Genomic DNA, 13793 nt, shown 5'->3' with positions numbered 1-13793 from the left:
AATCGCGATTTCGCGCAGGATGGCAGGCGCATGACGAAGTACGCGAAGTGTTGCGCGACTTCAACGGGGCCTTGCATCGCGCCTCGATCCGGTGCACATTGATCCGTCACTTTTGTTACACTCGACACGCACTCGATTGCAGTCGCCAGACAAAACGGCAACACTCGGGTTCATCACCACTTAGCGGAGGTAAAGCAATGAAGAAGACGTCCCTGGCTATCCTGGTAGCGATGTCGGCGCTGACTGGCGCAGCGTATGCGCAAGAGAGCACGCAGATCCAGACCATCACCGATCCGGCCAAGATTTCCGAGATCGAGCAGCGCGCACAAGCGCTGCAGCAGCAGCAAGCGGCCGAAGCCGCTCAGCCGGCGGTGCAGGAAGAGCATCATCACGGCAAGAAGGCTGCTCATCACAAGGCAGCAGCGAAGAAGGCCGGCAAGAAGGCGGCCAAGGCCGCAGACGCTGCCAGCCAGTAAGTTCGGCGGCACCGCACAAGTAAAAAGCCGAATCCGGGCAACCGGGTTCGGCTTTTTTGGTTGCGGCGCCTGCGCGCTGTGCTAAAGTCGCGCACCGAAATTTTCCACCCGTGCGCACCCCGGTGCGGAGGACAGCATGAGCAACATTCAACTCGACATCGAGTGGACCGAAGCCGCCACTCGCCAGATCAAGCAACTGATGCCACGCGGCTCGGCCGACGCGTTCCTCGCGCTGCCGCCGATCGAGTGCCTGCCGATGGAGGGCGACGTACTGTTCCTCGGCCCGCAAGGCAAACAGCAGCCGTTCATCGTGGCCGAGCGCCAGTATCACCATGACGGCGACGCCGACTGGACGATCATCCTGATCCTCGACGTCCCCAGCGCGTCGCACTGACGCGCCGCTGCGACCGGATACGTCCGGTCGCCCTGCCCGGCTCAGACGAGCTTCGACAGCACGCGGATTTCGGTACTTTCGATCCAGTCCGCGGCCGTCTCGCGATAAGCGAGAATGTGCGCGGAACGCGCATGGGCAGCCAGTGCCGCCTCGCTCTCCCAACGCTCGACGAATACGAATCGCAGGGGCTCCTTCAGATCCCGGTGCAGGTCGTACTGCAACGCACCGGCTTCGTTGCGGGTCGGCTCGACGATCCCTTCGAGCGCGGTGCGCAGCTTTTCCTCGGCACCGGGCTTCGCCACGATCAGCGCCACGACTGCAATTTCCGCCATTCCCGACTCCTTCATCGATAAAAGTCCGAGAATACGCGAATCACACGTCGCGCATCGGCCACGCCGATGCGACACGACCCGACGGCCCCAAAAAAATAGCCCGCGCTTCAGAGAAGCGCGGGCGAAACCGTCGCCCTACGAGGATAGGCGACGGGGCCATCGAGATCCGCACGCTGGCGCGGATCGTCATCGGTTGCGCCGGCACATGTCGCGCCGGCATTCGAAGACGCCGATACCGATGATCCGGCGCTCGCGGCGCCCGCCCGGCATCTGACGTCATCCTCCCTGTTTCAACAATTCCAATATATAAAGCAGGTTGCATGCCAGCCCTCACACACCAGTCATTCCATTGATTTAAAAGGAGATTTTTTGACGTTGGCGACAATGTGACACGTGTTCTGCCGCCGTAACGCACGGATGTTACGTAACGTCACGAGGAGGGACCGACCCGCTCGCACACCTGCATGCAGGAGTGGACGGCCAAGAAAAAAGCCCGCCGAAAGGCGGGCTTTTCAGTGATGCAGGGAAGGACCGTGATCAGCGAAGCTGGTTCACGAGCAGCCCCATGATCTGGCGTGCCGGCGACGACGTGTCGATCGCACCTGCATCGTCGACGATCGCAACGCGCGTCTGGTCGGCCGTGAGCGCCTTCACGTTGACGCGGTACTGCTTCGCCTGCTTTTCCTTCTTGCCGTGGAACAGCTGGCTCCAGAAGCCCTGCTCGGCCGAGGTCAGATCCTTCGGATCGACATAGCGCACGAAATACAGGCCCTTCGTGCGATCGCGATCGTCCACCGTGAAGTTCGCGCGATCGAGCGCGAGGCCGACGTGCAGCCACGAGCGGTCGTACGGCTCGCCGAGCGTGACTTCGGACGGCACGGCCGCGTCGGCCGCGTCGTTGCCCTGCGCCGACGTGCGCGAGACGTTCTGCGCGGCGATCGCCGCGGCAGCCTTCGACGATGCATCGGCGTCGGCCTTCTTCTCCGTCGGTACCGTGTTGTCCTTGATGTTCGCGATCGGCGGCTCGCCGTTCTTCGCGCGCTGCGCATTCTGCGCGAGCACGGCCATCAGCCGCTTCAGGTATTCGGTTTCGAGCGCCGGATCGTTCGGCTTCGGTTCCCACTTGCTCGAATCGTTGTTCGCGCCCGTGATCGCCTCGCGCATGCCCTTCTGGCTGATGAACACGTAGGTGCCGCCGTTCGGCGCCGAATCGAGGCGCGTGCGGTACTTGTTGCGCTCGGCCGTCACGTACGAGTTGCCCATCGCCTTCGAGATCACGCTGCGGATCAGGCCGTCGTTGATCTGCGGATGGGTTTCGTTCCAGTCGGTTTCCATCACGCCCTTGTCGCGCTGGTCGACCACGAGCAGGAAGCCCTGCTCCTGCCAGAACCGGCGAACCTGCGGCCAGATGTCGGCCGGCTGCTTGCCGTCGATCACGAGCCAGCTCTCGGTGCCGTCGCGCTGGATATGCATGCCGGCCACGGGCGGTGCGACAGTGTCCAGCGCAGGCGCTGCCTGCTGGACCTGCTGAAGCGCAGACAGGGAAGTCGCGCCGCCCTGCGGCGGCAGCGAACGCTGATCGGCCGTCTCGTCGAGCATGTTGGGCGGCACTGCGAGCGACGCTTCCTTCGATTTCGAATCGCTCTTGTAGTCCACTTTCGTGGGCGACGACGTACCGCAACCGGCGACGAGCGCGCCGGTGGCGAGCACTGCAGCGAACCGCATGGTAAGACGAAGATCAGTCATGTTCGGGGAATCCTCTTCCGCTAAATCACGGCGCTTTCCGTGGATCAACCTTGCATTTTACCGGGGCCGCGCCGCGATGTGCAAAAAAGCGACCGGCAAGAAAAAACCCGCGTCAGCCTGAACTGACGCGGGTTCTTTGTCTGGTCGGGGCGAGAGGATTTGAACCTCCGACCACCTGCACCCCATGCAGGTACGCTACCAGGCTGCGCTACGCCCCGAAAGAAAAAAATTATAACAGACAGTTTCCCGATTTAGAACGGGTCGCATGCATTTTGTGAATGTTCTTGTGAAATTTTTTGGCGTGGCCGCACCGATGCATGTGCGAGTGCGCATGGCGGTACGCCCTGCGCGCCAACCGCCTGATCGTTACATCGCATTCACCGCTTGCGCGCGACACAGATGACCGTCAATCCTGCGACGCGATTGAAGCGGAACATCGGCAACTCGATGCGACAGATCGTCTTGAGCAGGCCGTTGACGAGCGGATGGTGACGGCGCAGTTGCGATGCCGGCGCGCGCGGCTGCCGACGCGCCCGCTCGCCGAGCCGCAACGCGGCCGCCAGCGGAAACGTGAGACCGAAGTAATAGGCGCCGTGCTCGACGTCGAGCCCCGCGCGACGCACCACATCCTCGAGACTGCCAAGCGTATAGCGACGCTTGTGCTCGAGAAAATCGTCATGGCCGCTCCAGAGGAACTGGAATGCGGGCACCGTGATCAGGAACCGGCTGCCCGAAGGCGCGCCCTTCACGTACTGCGTCAGCAGCCCGACGTCGTCGTCGACATGCTCGAGCACGTCCATCAGCAACACGAGATCGGCATCGAACCGTTCGACGGATCGTCGAAAGTGGATGGGCTTGCCGGCCGTCTCCTCGTCGGTGTCGCCGGCGTAGCTCGTATCGACACACCATGCTTCCGATGCCTGCGTGCGCTCCAGCAAGTGCTTCGAGAAAAAGCCGGAGCCCGCCCCGACGTCGAGGATCCGGTTCGCGCCCGCCCCGCCCAGGAACCGCCGGATCGCGCTCGCCTTCGACGCGTAGTACCAGTGATCGCCTACCGCCGCACCCAGTACGTCGACTTCCTTGAGATCCATGGCGCTTCCCCGTGATGGCTACCGTGTTGTGATCGAACCAGCCACTGACACCGATCTTACCTCGCCGTCAACACCGATCGTATCCGTTGATGCACGGCCCGCGCCGCCCTCCCCACATACGCCCCTAATCGAAAAGGACGATGGCCGATTCACCGTAAATCGCTACCGTGCGGTTAGCCGGCGCGAGATCGACACGCCCGGCGAACCGTCCGACTGCACGCCGATCGATCCGGCCCGCCCGGCTTTGCCGCGTTGCGCGAGACAGGAGGCGGCTTCGGTCACGCGGCGGTCGCAGCATCTTGTAACCGTCTTCGACAAAGGGCATTGAATGCATCAGAACAACGAAATCTCCCGTCGACAATTTCTCCGGCTCAGCGCCGGCACCATAGGCGTCGCGCTGGGGAGCGCGTCGCTGCTGTCGGCATGCGGCGGCGACTCCATCTCGGTCGCGCCGGTCACGACGCCGCGGCTGGCCTCCGCAGCGAACTTTCGCGACACGGCCGGCCCGGACGGCACCGGCTATGTCACGACCGGCGGCGCGAAGATGAAGAAAGGCGTGATCTATCGGTCGTCTGCGCTCGCGCTGTCCAGCGCCGACGTCGCGACCGTCGGCACGCTCGGCATCAAGCAGATCTGCGACCTGCGCACGCCCGCCGAAATCAAGACGCAACCGGATGTGATGCTCGCCGGCGCCACGTGGCAAAACCTCAACGTGCTCGGCGCCGCCAGCATCGACCCATTGCCGACCAGCGGCGCGACAGCGACCGCTTTCATGCTGAGCATGTACCGCGCGTTCGTGACGTCGGACACCGCACGTGCGAGCTATCACGCGCTGTTCACCGGTTTCGCCGGCACGGATGAAAACCGGGTGTTCCACTGTACGGCCGGCAAGGATCGCACCGGCTGGGCAACCGCCATCCTGCACACGATCATCGGCGTCCCGCAGCACACGATCGTCGACGACTACCTGCTGACCAATGTCTACAGCGCGGCAGAAATCGCCGCCTCCATCGCCCAGGCCCAAAAAGCCGGCGGCCAGAATGCCGCGGACATGATGACCGCGCTGCAAGGCGCGCACGCCGACTATCTGCAGGCGGCATTCGATCAGGTCACGGCGTCGTACGGGTCGATGACGTCGTATATCGAGAACGGCCTGCAACTCGACCCGGCCACGCAGAACGCGATCCGGCAGCGCCTGCTGGTCTGACCGGCCGCCGCCTCGCCCATCCGGGCAAACCCGCGCCGGCCAAGGCTCGCGACGGATTTGCCCGGCCCCGCAAAAGGCGCCGGCCGACACGAGGCAAAAACCAAACGACCGTTTGATCCAATCGCCCGATCACCGCGAATCCATTGTCCCGCAGCCCGTCGGCGCCGCGGCCCCGGGCGCCCGTTGTTTGGTAACGCCGCTCTAGCGCGCTATGACACACTGCACGGCATCGACGTTCGCGCCGTGCAGTGGCGCGCGCCGCCGTCGATCACGACAAGACATGGAGACAGACGATGCGGAATGCGGTCCGGCGCGGCCATCGCTCGCCTTTGGCAATTTTCAACTGGATGTCCGGCCGGCGACGCGCGGCCGCCCCGATGTCGCACACCGCGTCCCGCGTGTTCGGCTGCGGCGCGCTTGCGCTCGCGCTGCTCTGCGCCGGCTGTGCGGAATCGGCCGCGCAGCGCGACGGCAATACGCCGGTCGCATCGACGAAGATCGAACGCACCAAGGCAGAACGCCTCGCGCGCGAGCAGCAGGTCGCGCGCACCGTGCCGTCGGTCGCGTCGCTCAGCCTCACGCAGCCACGCCCGTTCACGCTGCGCGACTCGGGCCAGAACGGCGCGATGACGTTCCTGCGCGATGTCGATTTCCGCATCGTCAACAACCTCGGTTTCTTCATCCATCAGCTGTCGGCCACGCTCGTGCCGACGCAGGCCGGCGCGCCGATCGTGTTCGACGATCCGACGAGCTTCCAGATCGACGTCCACGAAGGCACGGTCACGCTCGACAACGCGAAGCTGACCGCCCTCTTCAACACCTATATCTTCGGTTATCGCAACGCACCGCTGCGCAAGCTGGCCGTCTCGGCCGGCGACGGCGTGATCCATCTGCAAGGCGAGATGCAGCGCGACGGCTGGGTGCCGTTCTCGCTGACCGGCACGCTCGCGATCCGCGACGGCAGCCAGCTCGTATTCCACCCGACCGGCGTGCGCGTGTCGGGCATCAACGCACAGCCGGTGATGCGCGCGGCCAACGTGAAGATGGCCGACCTGCTGAAGGTGCAGACCCCGATCGCGCAGCTCGCCGGCGACGATCTCGTGATGGCGGTCGACAAGCTGATGCCGCCGCCGCGCCTGAAACTCACGATCACCGCACTGCGCGTGACGCCGACCGGCCTCGACCTGAAGCTCGACGACGGCACGCATGCCGGCTTCGCGATGCCCGCGAACGCGCCGCAGCAGGCGATGTACATCCGCGGCGGCGACGTGAAGTTCATGCGCTCGATGCCGATGAACGCGGACATCCTGATCGGTCCGGTCGATCCGACGAAGCGCGACCAGACGTTCGTGTTCGACCTGTATCACTATCGCGACCAGGTGTCGGCCGGCTACTTCAATTTCGACGAAAGCGGTGCGATGGCGATCCGGATGCCTTCGTACACGGGCCCCGCCAGCGGCGCACAGCTCGGCAACGCGACCGCGCGCCTGAACGACAGCTTCCTCGCCGCGCAGCAGACTGCGCTGCGCGACGTGCGCCAGCACTGGGAAGCCTATGCGCTCGCGGCAGACGCGGTGCATCCCGGCATGCAGAAGGTCGCGATGCGGCGCACGTCGACCACGACATTCAATGAACGGCACGTGTCGAACCGCAATCCGACGATCCATCTGCGTAACGTCGACTTCAACCTGTCCGGCGACATCGGCTTCCATGTCGAGGATCTCGACGTCGAACTCGTGTCGAAGCGGCCCGGCGAACCCGTCGATCTCGACGATCCGAACCAGTACGACATCCGCATTCTCGGCGGCACGGTCGTCGAGTCGTGGAAGGCGATGTCGGCGCTGTTCAACAGCTACCTGCTCGACTACTCGCCGCGGTCGCTGAACGACCTGCAACTGAGCGCGGACGGCCAGGACCTGCGCGTCCAGGGCGGCATCAAGCTCTGGAATCACGTGCCGGGCGTCTGGCTGCCGACTGACATGAAGGGCTCGCTGACGGTGCTCGACGACCGGCACCTCGCGTTCAAGCCTGCGCAGGTGTCGGTGCTCGGCATTCCGCAGGCGAAGCTCCTGCGCTCGCTCGGCATCGAGCTCGCGTCGCTGACGCCGCTGCAGCGGCGCGGCGCGGAACTGCGCGGCGACACGCTCGTGCTCGACCAGTACACCGTGTTCCCGCCGCCGATACTGAACGGCAAGCTCGGGCAGGCCACGGTCGAGCGCGACGGGTTGCGCCTCACGTTCCGGCGCGCCGCCGGCGCGCCCGCACCGAAGCGACCGCAGATCGACGCACCGAGCTACATGTGGATGGAAGGCGGCGACATGAAGATGTTCAACGTGCTCGAACTGAACGTGCGCGCACTGATCCGCAATTCGGCCGAGGCCGGCCCGATGCGCTTCGACCTGTACGGCTACCGCAGCCAGGTCGCGCAGGGTTCGGTGCGGATGTTGCCGGACGGCACGCTGGTCGTCGACATGGGCCGGAAGAATCCGCTCGCGTCGCGCTGATGCGCATGTGCGGCGCCCGTGAAAAAAGCCCGGTGGCGTGTCGCCAACCGGGCTTTTCCTTTGATCTCGTTCGCGCTGGGCGCTTAGTCGTGCTTCAGTCCGTCGATCACGTCGAGCAGCGCCTGTCGCAGCGCGACGACGTCGACGGTGGTGCCGGGCTTGCCCGGTACGCGCGCATCGGCGGCCTGCAGCTCGGGTTCGACCGGCTCCGCCGCGGCCCGCTCGCTACCCGGCGAATCGAGCCGGTTTCGCGCACCGTTGATCGTGAATCCCTGCTCGTAGAGCAACTCGCGAATCCGCCGGATCAGCAGCACTTCGTGATGCTGGTAATAGCGACGATTGCCGCGCCGCTTCACCGGACGCAGCTGAGTGAATTCCTGTTCCCAATAACGCAGCACATGCGGCTTGACCCCGCACAGTTCGCTGACTTCACCGATCGTGAAGTAGCGCTTCGCGGGAATCGGAGGCAAGACGACTTTCTCAACCGTAGTGGTCATCGTCGGTTAACCGTCGGTAAAGGGTGCGCGGCGGCCGCGCGGAGACTGCTGCGTGCGGCGCTTACTCGGTGCCGTTTTCGACCAGCGCCTTCAGCTTCTGGCTCGCGTGGAAGGTTACCACCCGGCGCGCCGCGATCGGAATCGCCTCGCCCGTCTTCGGATTGCGGCCCGGACGCTGCGGCTTGTCGCGCAACTGGAAATTGCCGAATCCCGACAGCTTGACGCTCTCGCCGTTTTCGAGCGCGTCGCGGATCACCTCGAAAAACGCCTCGACCATGTCCTTCGCTTCACGCTTGTTCAGCCCGACGCTGTCGAACAGCAACTCCGCCAGCTCCGCCTTCGTCAGCGTGGGCGTCTCGGGGGACGCCGCCGCCGAAGCGTCGCGGTTCATGGCGCTGCGTTGCGCCGTCAGGAGGGCTTCGAATTCACTCGAGGTCATGTCGTTCATATCTGCCATACAGCGCGTTAAATCAAAACTTACGATGGGAAAAAGCCGCCCGCGAACGGGCGGGCCTTCTCCTTAGCCGCGCAGGCGCGCACCGGCACGAGCCATCCGCTCGACCAGCGTCTGGATCGCCTGATCGACGACCTCGTCCTGTAGCGTGCCAGCCGCGTCCTGCAGCGTCACACGGAACGCAAGGCTCTTCTCGTGCGCGGCAAGACCACCGGAAGTATTTGATTTTGCACGAAATTCGTCGAAGAGTACAACCTTCTGAACGAATCGGCAGGCCTCTTCTGCAAGCGCCTTCTTCATTTCGTCGAAAAGTGCCTGAACCTCGACTGCCTGATCGACGACCACGGCGATATCGCGACGGACCGGCGGGAATTTCGACACGTCGGTCGGTGCCGGCAGCGCCCGTGCAATCAGCGCGTCCGCATCGATCTCGAACATCACCGGCGCGTGCGGCAGCTCGTACTTCTGCATCAGGCGCGGGTGCAGCTCGCCGATCCAGCCGACCGCGCGGCCATCGACCTCGATGCGTGCGCTGCGGCCCGGATGGAGGGCCGGATGCTCTGCCTTCACGAAGCGTGCGGCCGCCGGCGCCAGCAGCGCCTCGAGATCGCCCTTCACGTCGAAGAAATCGACCGCGCGGGTAGCGACGCCCCACTGCTCGTCGACTGCCGGACCGTATGCCAGCGCACCGACCCGCTTCGGCTGCGCATGACCTTCGACCGCCAGCTCGCCGGCCTTCACCGACGCATCGGCGAGGAACACGCGGCCCGATTCGAACACGCGCACGCGATCGGCCCGGCGGTTCAGGTTGTGGCGCAGCACGGCGATCAGGCTGCCGAACAGCGTCGTGCGCATCACCGAAAGCTGGCTCGCGATCGGGTTCAGCAACCGGATCGGGTTGTCGTTGCCCGCGAAATCGTGCTCCCACTCCGCATCGACGAAGCTGAAGTTGACGGTTTCCGCGTAGTCGCGCGCGGCGAGCGCGTGACGGATGTCGTGGATCGAGCGCCGCGTCTCGTTGGTCGCGCGCATTTCGCTCGTCGCAACCGGCGGACGCGCCGGAATCTTTTCGAAACCGTAGATGCGCGCCACTTCCTCGATCAGGTCTTCCTCGATCTCGATGTCGAAGCGATGCGACGGCGGCGTGACGAGGAACGCGTCGTCTTCACGCTCGAACGACAGGCCGAGGCGCGTGAAGATGCTGGCGATCTCGTCGGCGCTGATCTTCACGCCGATGATGCGGTTCGCGCGCGACACGCGCATCTTCACCGGCGCGCGCTGCGGCAGGTTCACCGACTGGTCGTCGACCGGGCCGGCCTTGCCGCCGCAGATCTCGAGAATCAGCTGCGTGATGCGCTCGACGTGCTCGACGGTCGTCGCGTAATCGACGCCGCGCTCGAAGCGATGGGCCGCGTCGGTCGAGAAGTTGTACTTGCGCGCACGGCCACGGATGCTGTCCGGCCACCAGAACGCGGCTTCGAGATAGATGTTGGTCGTGTCGAGCGTGACGGCCGTGCTGTCGCCGCCCATGATGCCGGCCAGGCTCTCGACCTGACGGTCGTCCGCAATCACGCCGACCGTTTCGTCGAGTTCGACGGTGTTGCCGTTGAGCAGCTTCAGCGATTCGCCGCGCTTGCCCCAGCGCACCTCGATGCCGCCGTGGATCTTGTCGAGATCGAACACGTGCGACGGGCGGCCGAGTTCGAACATCACGTAGTTCGAGATGTCGACGAGCGCGGACACGCTGCGCTGGCCCGACCGCTCGAGGCGCTCGACCATCCACTGCGGCGTCTTCGCGTGTGCGTTCACGCCGCGGATCACGCGACCCGAAAAGCGGCCGCACAGATCGGGCGCGGCGATGCGCACCGGCAGCGTTTCGTCGAGCTCGACGCGCACCGGGCGGATGTCGACCGGCGTCAGCGGCGCGCCGGTGATCGCGGACGTCTCGCGCGCGATGCCGAACACGGACAGGCAGTCGGCCTTGTTCGGCGTCAGCTTGATTTCGAAGATCGTGTCGTCGAGATTGAGCGTCTCGCGGATGTCCTGACCGACCGGCGTGTCTTCCGGCAGGATCAGCAGGCCGCTGTGGTCCTCGGACAGCTTCAGTTCGCGTGCCGAGCACAGCATCCCCTGGCTCTCCACGCCGCGCAGCTTCGACAGCTTGATCGCGAACGGCTTGCCGCCCTCTTCCGCCGGCGGCAGTTCCGCGCCGACCAATGCAACCGGCACCTTGATGCCGGGCGCGACGTTCGGCGCGCCGCAGACGATGTTCAGCGTCGCGCCGGTGCCGGCGTCGACCTGGCAGACATTGAGCTTGTCCGCATCCGGATGCTTGACGACTTCGAGCACGCGGCCGACGACGATCTTCGACGTCGGCGGCGCAGCCTTGCTCAGCGATTCGACTTCGAGCCCCGCCATCGTCAGCGCGTGCGACAGCTCGTCGGTCGTCAGCTGCGGGTCGACAAAGGTTCTCAACCAGGATTCAGGGAATTGCATGGATGTCTACGTTCGAAACAGGTTAGATCGACGCCCGGGCCCCTCGGAAACGTCCGTCGGGGCGTGCGCGGGCACAGGTCGGCGCGGCGAGCGGCGTTATGCGAACTGGCGCAGGAAACGCAGGTCGTTCTCGAAGAACAGCCGGAGATCCTGGACGCCGTAGCGCAACATCGTCAGGCGCTCGAGGCCGCTGCCGAACGCGAAGCCGATGTAGCGCTCGGGATCGAGGCCCATGTTGCGAATCACGGTCGGATGCACCTGCCCCGAACCGGAAATCTCGAGCCACTTGCCGGCGTTCTTGCCTTGCTCGAACATCATGTCGATCTCGGCCGACGGTTCCGTGAACGGGAAATACGACGGACGGAAGCGCACGAGGATGTCGTCGCGCTCGAAGAATTTTTTCAGGAAGTCGGTATAGACGCCCTTGAGGTCGGCGAAGCTGATGTTTTCGTCGATCCACAGCCCCTCGACCTGATTGAACATCGGCGAGTGGGTCGCATCGCTGTCGACGCGATACGTGCGGCCCGGCGCGATCACCTTGATCGGCGGACGGTTCATGCGCGCATAACGCACCTGCATCGGGCTCGTGTGCGTGCGCAGCAGCAACTGGCGGCCGTCGGCATCCTTGCCTTCGACGTAGAAGGTGTCCTGCATCGAACGCGCCGGATGGTTCTCCGGGCTGTTCAGCGACGTGAAGTTGTACCAGTCGGTCTCGATTTCGGGGCCGTCGGCCACATCGAAACCGATCGAGCCGAAAATCTGTTCGACCCGCTCCCACGTGCGCATCACGGGGTGCAGGCTGCCTGCACCGGCGCCGCGGCCCGGCAACGTGACGTCGATCGCTTCGGCAGTGAGGCGCTGATTCAGCAGCGCGTCGGCCAGTGCCTGGCGACGGGCGGTCAGCGCGGCTTCAACCTGCTGCTTCACGACGTTGATGCGTGCGCCTTCGGTCTTGCGTGTTTCGGGATCGAGCTTGCCGAGGCCCTTCAGCAACTCGGTCAGCGCACCCGACTTGCCGAGAAACCGTGCTTTCTCGTTTTCGAGCGTGGTGATGTCGGCAGCCTGTTCGAAGGACTGCTGCGCGTCGGCGACAATCTGGTCCAGATCCATAGATCCCATCATTTCCAACGTCATTCGTTTTCGGCGAGCAAAATCGCCCGGCCAAACAAAAAAGGGGCTCGGAAGAGCCCCGTTTTCGCTGCAGCGGCCGAGACTACCGGAACATCGCTGCAACTAACCACGCAGTGCTAATTTTGCAATTAGGCTGCAACGGCGGCTTTCACCTGCTTGACGATCGCAGCAAAAGCAGCCTTGTCGAACACCGCCATGTCGGCCAGGACCTTGCGGTCGAGTTCGATCGACGCCTTCTTCAGGCCGTTGATGAACACGCTGTAGGTCATGTCGTGCTGGCGAACTGCCGCGTTGATACGCGTGATCCACAGTGCGCGGAACACACGCTTCTTGTTGCGGCGGTCGCGGTACGCGTACTGACCAGCGCGCATCACCGCCTGCTTGGCGATGCGGTAGACGTTATTGCGGCGGCCGCGATAACCCTTGGCCAGGTTGATGATCTTCTTGTGGCGGGCCCGTGCGGTTACCCCACGTTTGACTCGAGGCATGTTTCTCTCCTTAGAGTATCAGTTGAGGGGTTACGCGAACGGCAGCATCGCGCGGACGGAGTTCAGATCGGAATCATGAACTGCCGTTGCGCCGCGCAGGTGACGCTTGTTCTTCGTGGTTTTCTTGGTCAGGATGTGACGCTTGAAGGCTTGACCGCGCTTGACGGTACCGCCCGGACGCACCACGAAGCGCTTTGCAGCGCTCTTCTTGGTCTTCATCTTAGGCATGACGAACAACTCCAGTTTATTAGATGGCGATGGGTGTGCGGTTGGCTTGCGCCCTTGACCCGCCCTTCGAAACCCAGTCCACTTGTGTACGGCGACCCGCTTGCGCAGCCGCCGTCATCGTTGGCACGCCGCCCTGACCGGGCAACGCGCCGAACCACTGTCGAACCAGCACGCGAAGCGCGCGGGCCCGTTACTTCTTTTTCTTCGGCGAGAGCACCATGATCATCTGGCGCCCTTCCATCTTCGGCATCTGCTCGACCTGGCCGACTTCCTCGAGATCCGTGCGCAGACGCTCGAGCATCCGCATACCGATTTCCTGGTGAGCCATTTCACGGCCGCGGAAACGCAACGTGATCTTCGTCTTGTCGCCTTCTTCGAGGAAGCGCACGAGATTGCGGAGCTTGACGTTGTAGTCACCGTCATCGGTACCCGGGCGGAACTTGACTTCCTTGACCTGGATGACCTTCTGCTTCAGCTTCGCTTCGTGCTGCTTCTTCGATTCCTGGTACTTGAACTTGCCGTAATCCATCAGACGGCAAACCGGGGGAACCGCTTGCGGCGCGATTTCCACCAGGTCAACATCCAGTTCTTCCGATTTACGGAAAGCATCAGCGAGTTTTACGATACCGAGCGGTTCGTTCTCGATCCCGACCAGACGCACTTCCGGCGCAGTGATTTCACCGTTGATGCGGTGCGACGACTTATCAGTAGCGATGTTACGTTTCCTCTAAAAATTAAAAAAACGAGCC

Annotated in this window: 14 protein-coding genes and 1 tRNA gene; 4 read left to right on the top strand and 11 right to left on the bottom strand. The window is 63.9% G+C overall.

All coding sequences use genetic code 11. The features are described 5' to 3' along the window. Nucleotides 1-197 precede the first annotated feature (197 nt). Both DIE03_RS24400 and DIE03_RS24395 read left to right on the top strand, forming a co-directional pair. Complete coding sequence (locus DIE03_RS24400; protein ID WP_124454813.1) at nt 198-476, top strand: hypothetical protein; 279 nt, start codon at nt 198-200, stop codon at nt 474-476. 136 nt (nt 477-612) lie between these two features. Beyond that, on the top strand, nt 613-870 hold the full coding sequence (locus DIE03_RS24395; protein ID WP_011884572.1) for a hypothetical protein: 258 nt from the start codon (nt 613-615) through the stop codon (nt 868-870). A 41-nt stretch (nt 871-911) separates the two neighbouring features. On the opposite strand, the gene DIE03_RS24390 is transcribed toward DIE03_RS24395, so the two are convergent. From DIE03_RS24390 to DIE03_RS24375, 4 genes are all read right to left on the bottom strand, one after another. Further along, a complete protein-coding gene (locus tag DIE03_RS24390) occupies nt 912-1202 on the bottom strand; it encodes a putative quinol monooxygenase (RefSeq protein ID WP_124454811.1) in 291 nt (96 codons plus the stop codon). Between the two features lie 537 nt (nt 1203-1739). Further along, nucleotides 1740-2948: an outer membrane protein assembly factor BamC gene (bamC, locus tag DIE03_RS24385; RefSeq protein ID WP_124454809.1), complete on the bottom strand. Its 1209-nt coding sequence runs from the start codon at nt 2946-2948 to the stop codon at nt 1740-1742. Nucleotides 2949-3089: 141 nt separating this feature from the next. After that, nucleotides 3090-3166: transfer RNA gene (locus DIE03_RS24380), tRNA-Pro, on the bottom strand. A 159-nt stretch (nt 3167-3325) separates the two neighbouring features. After that, nucleotides 3326-4039, bottom strand: a complete 714-nt coding sequence (locus DIE03_RS24375; RefSeq protein WP_124454808.1) for a bifunctional 2-polyprenyl-6-hydroxyphenol methylase/3-demethylubiquinol 3-O-methyltransferase UbiG — start codon at nt 4037-4039, stop codon at nt 3326-3328. Nucleotides 4040-4367: 328 nt separating this feature from the next. Here DIE03_RS24375 and DIE03_RS24370 point away from each other — a divergent pair, with 328 nt between their 5' ends. Further along, nucleotides 4368-5246: a tyrosine-protein phosphatase gene (locus tag DIE03_RS24370; RefSeq protein ID WP_124454806.1), complete on the top strand. Its 879-nt coding sequence runs from the start codon at nt 4368-4370 to the stop codon at nt 5244-5246. 293 nt (nt 5247-5539) lie between these two features. Next, entirely contained in the window at nt 5540-7750 is a 2211-nt protein-coding gene (locus tag DIE03_RS24360; protein WP_124454804.1) for a hypothetical protein, read from the top strand. 83 nt (nt 7751-7833) lie between these two features. On the opposite strand, the gene DIE03_RS24355 is transcribed toward DIE03_RS24360, so the two are convergent. The 7 genes from DIE03_RS24355 to infC form a co-directional block, all read right to left on the bottom strand. After that, on the bottom strand, nt 7834-8247 hold the full coding sequence (locus tag DIE03_RS24355) for a MerR family transcriptional regulator (RefSeq protein ID WP_124454802.1): 414 nt from the start codon (nt 8245-8247) through the stop codon (nt 7834-7836). Between the two features lie 61 nt (nt 8248-8308). Beyond that, the gene (locus tag DIE03_RS24350) at nt 8309-8695 is read right to left on the bottom strand and encodes an integration host factor subunit alpha (protein ID WP_124454800.1); all 387 of its coding nucleotides are present in this window, start codon (nt 8693-8695) and stop codon (nt 8309-8311) included. Nucleotides 8696-8767: 72 nt separating this feature from the next. Further along, nucleotides 8768-11197 carry a phenylalanine--tRNA ligase subunit beta gene (gene pheT, locus DIE03_RS24345; protein ID WP_124454798.1) on the bottom strand — a complete coding sequence of 810 codons (2430 nt, stop codon included), beginning with the start codon at nt 11195-11197 and terminating at the stop codon, nt 8768-8770. Nucleotides 11198-11293: 96 nt separating this feature from the next. Then, nucleotides 11294-12307, bottom strand: a complete 1014-nt coding sequence (gene pheS / locus DIE03_RS24340) for a phenylalanine--tRNA ligase subunit alpha (protein WP_059234715.1) — start codon at nt 12305-12307, stop codon at nt 11294-11296. Nucleotides 12308-12456: 149 nt separating this feature from the next. Continuing rightward, complete coding sequence (rplT, locus tag DIE03_RS24335; RefSeq protein WP_004192938.1) at nt 12457-12816, bottom strand: 50S ribosomal protein L20; 360 nt, start codon at nt 12814-12816, stop codon at nt 12457-12459. 30 nt (nt 12817-12846) lie between these two features. Beyond that, nucleotides 12847-13044: a 50S ribosomal protein L35 gene (gene rpmI, locus DIE03_RS24330; RefSeq protein WP_004191477.1), complete on the bottom strand. Its 198-nt coding sequence runs from the start codon at nt 13042-13044 to the stop codon at nt 12847-12849. A 190-nt stretch (nt 13045-13234) separates the two neighbouring features. Continuing rightward, nucleotides 13235-13759: a translation initiation factor IF-3 gene (infC, locus tag DIE03_RS24325; RefSeq protein ID WP_071734130.1), complete on the bottom strand. Its 525-nt coding sequence runs from the start codon at nt 13757-13759 to the stop codon at nt 13235-13237. Between the last annotated feature and the right edge of the window lie 34 nt (nt 13760-13793).

It is taken from the genome of Burkholderia sp. Bp8992 (assembly GCF_003853705.1).
GTDB lineage: Bacteria > Pseudomonadota > Gammaproteobacteria > Burkholderiales > Burkholderiaceae > Burkholderia.
Note: the sequence above shows the minus strand (reverse complement) of the source record. Positions and strands in the feature narration are given on the sequence as shown.

Coding starts and splice junctions, on each gene's coding strand:
- DIE03_RS24400 (WP_124454813.1), top strand. CDS start 198: ATGAAGAAGACGTCCCTGGCTATCCTGGTAGCGATGTCGGCGCTGACT.
- DIE03_RS24395 (WP_011884572.1), top strand. CDS start 613: ATGAGCAACATTCAACTCGACATCGAGTGGACCGAAGCCGCCACTCGC.
- DIE03_RS24390 (WP_124454811.1), bottom strand. CDS start 1,202: ATGGCGGAAATTGCAGTCGTGGCGCTGATCGTGGCGAAGCCCGGTGCC.
- bamC (WP_124454809.1), bottom strand. CDS start 2,948: ATGACTGATCTTCGTCTTACCATGCGGTTCGCTGCAGTGCTCGCCACC.
- DIE03_RS24375 (WP_124454808.1), bottom strand. CDS start 4,039: ATGGATCTCAAGGAAGTCGACGTACTGGGTGCGGCGGTAGGCGATCAC.
- DIE03_RS24370 (WP_124454806.1), top strand. CDS start 4,368: ATGCATCAGAACAACGAAATCTCCCGTCGACAATTTCTCCGGCTCAGC.
- DIE03_RS24360 (WP_124454804.1), top strand. CDS start 5,540: ATGCGGAATGCGGTCCGGCGCGGCCATCGCTCGCCTTTGGCAATTTTC.
- DIE03_RS24355 (WP_124454802.1), bottom strand. CDS start 8,247: ATGACCACTACGGTTGAGAAAGTCGTCTTGCCTCCGATTCCCGCGAAG.
- DIE03_RS24350 (WP_124454800.1), bottom strand. CDS start 8,695: ATGAACGACATGACCTCGAGTGAATTCGAAGCCCTCCTGACGGCGCAA.
- pheT (WP_124454798.1), bottom strand. CDS start 11,197: ATGCAATTCCCTGAATCCTGGTTGAGAACCTTTGTCGACCCGCAGCTG.
- pheS (WP_059234715.1), bottom strand. CDS start 12,307: ATGGATCTGGACCAGATTGTCGCCGACGCGCAGCAGTCCTTCGAACAG.
- rplT (WP_004192938.1), bottom strand. CDS start 12,816: ATGCCTCGAGTCAAACGTGGGGTAACCGCACGGGCCCGCCACAAGAAG.
- rpmI (WP_004191477.1), bottom strand. CDS start 13,044: ATGCCTAAGATGAAGACCAAGAAGAGCGCTGCAAAGCGCTTCGTGGTG.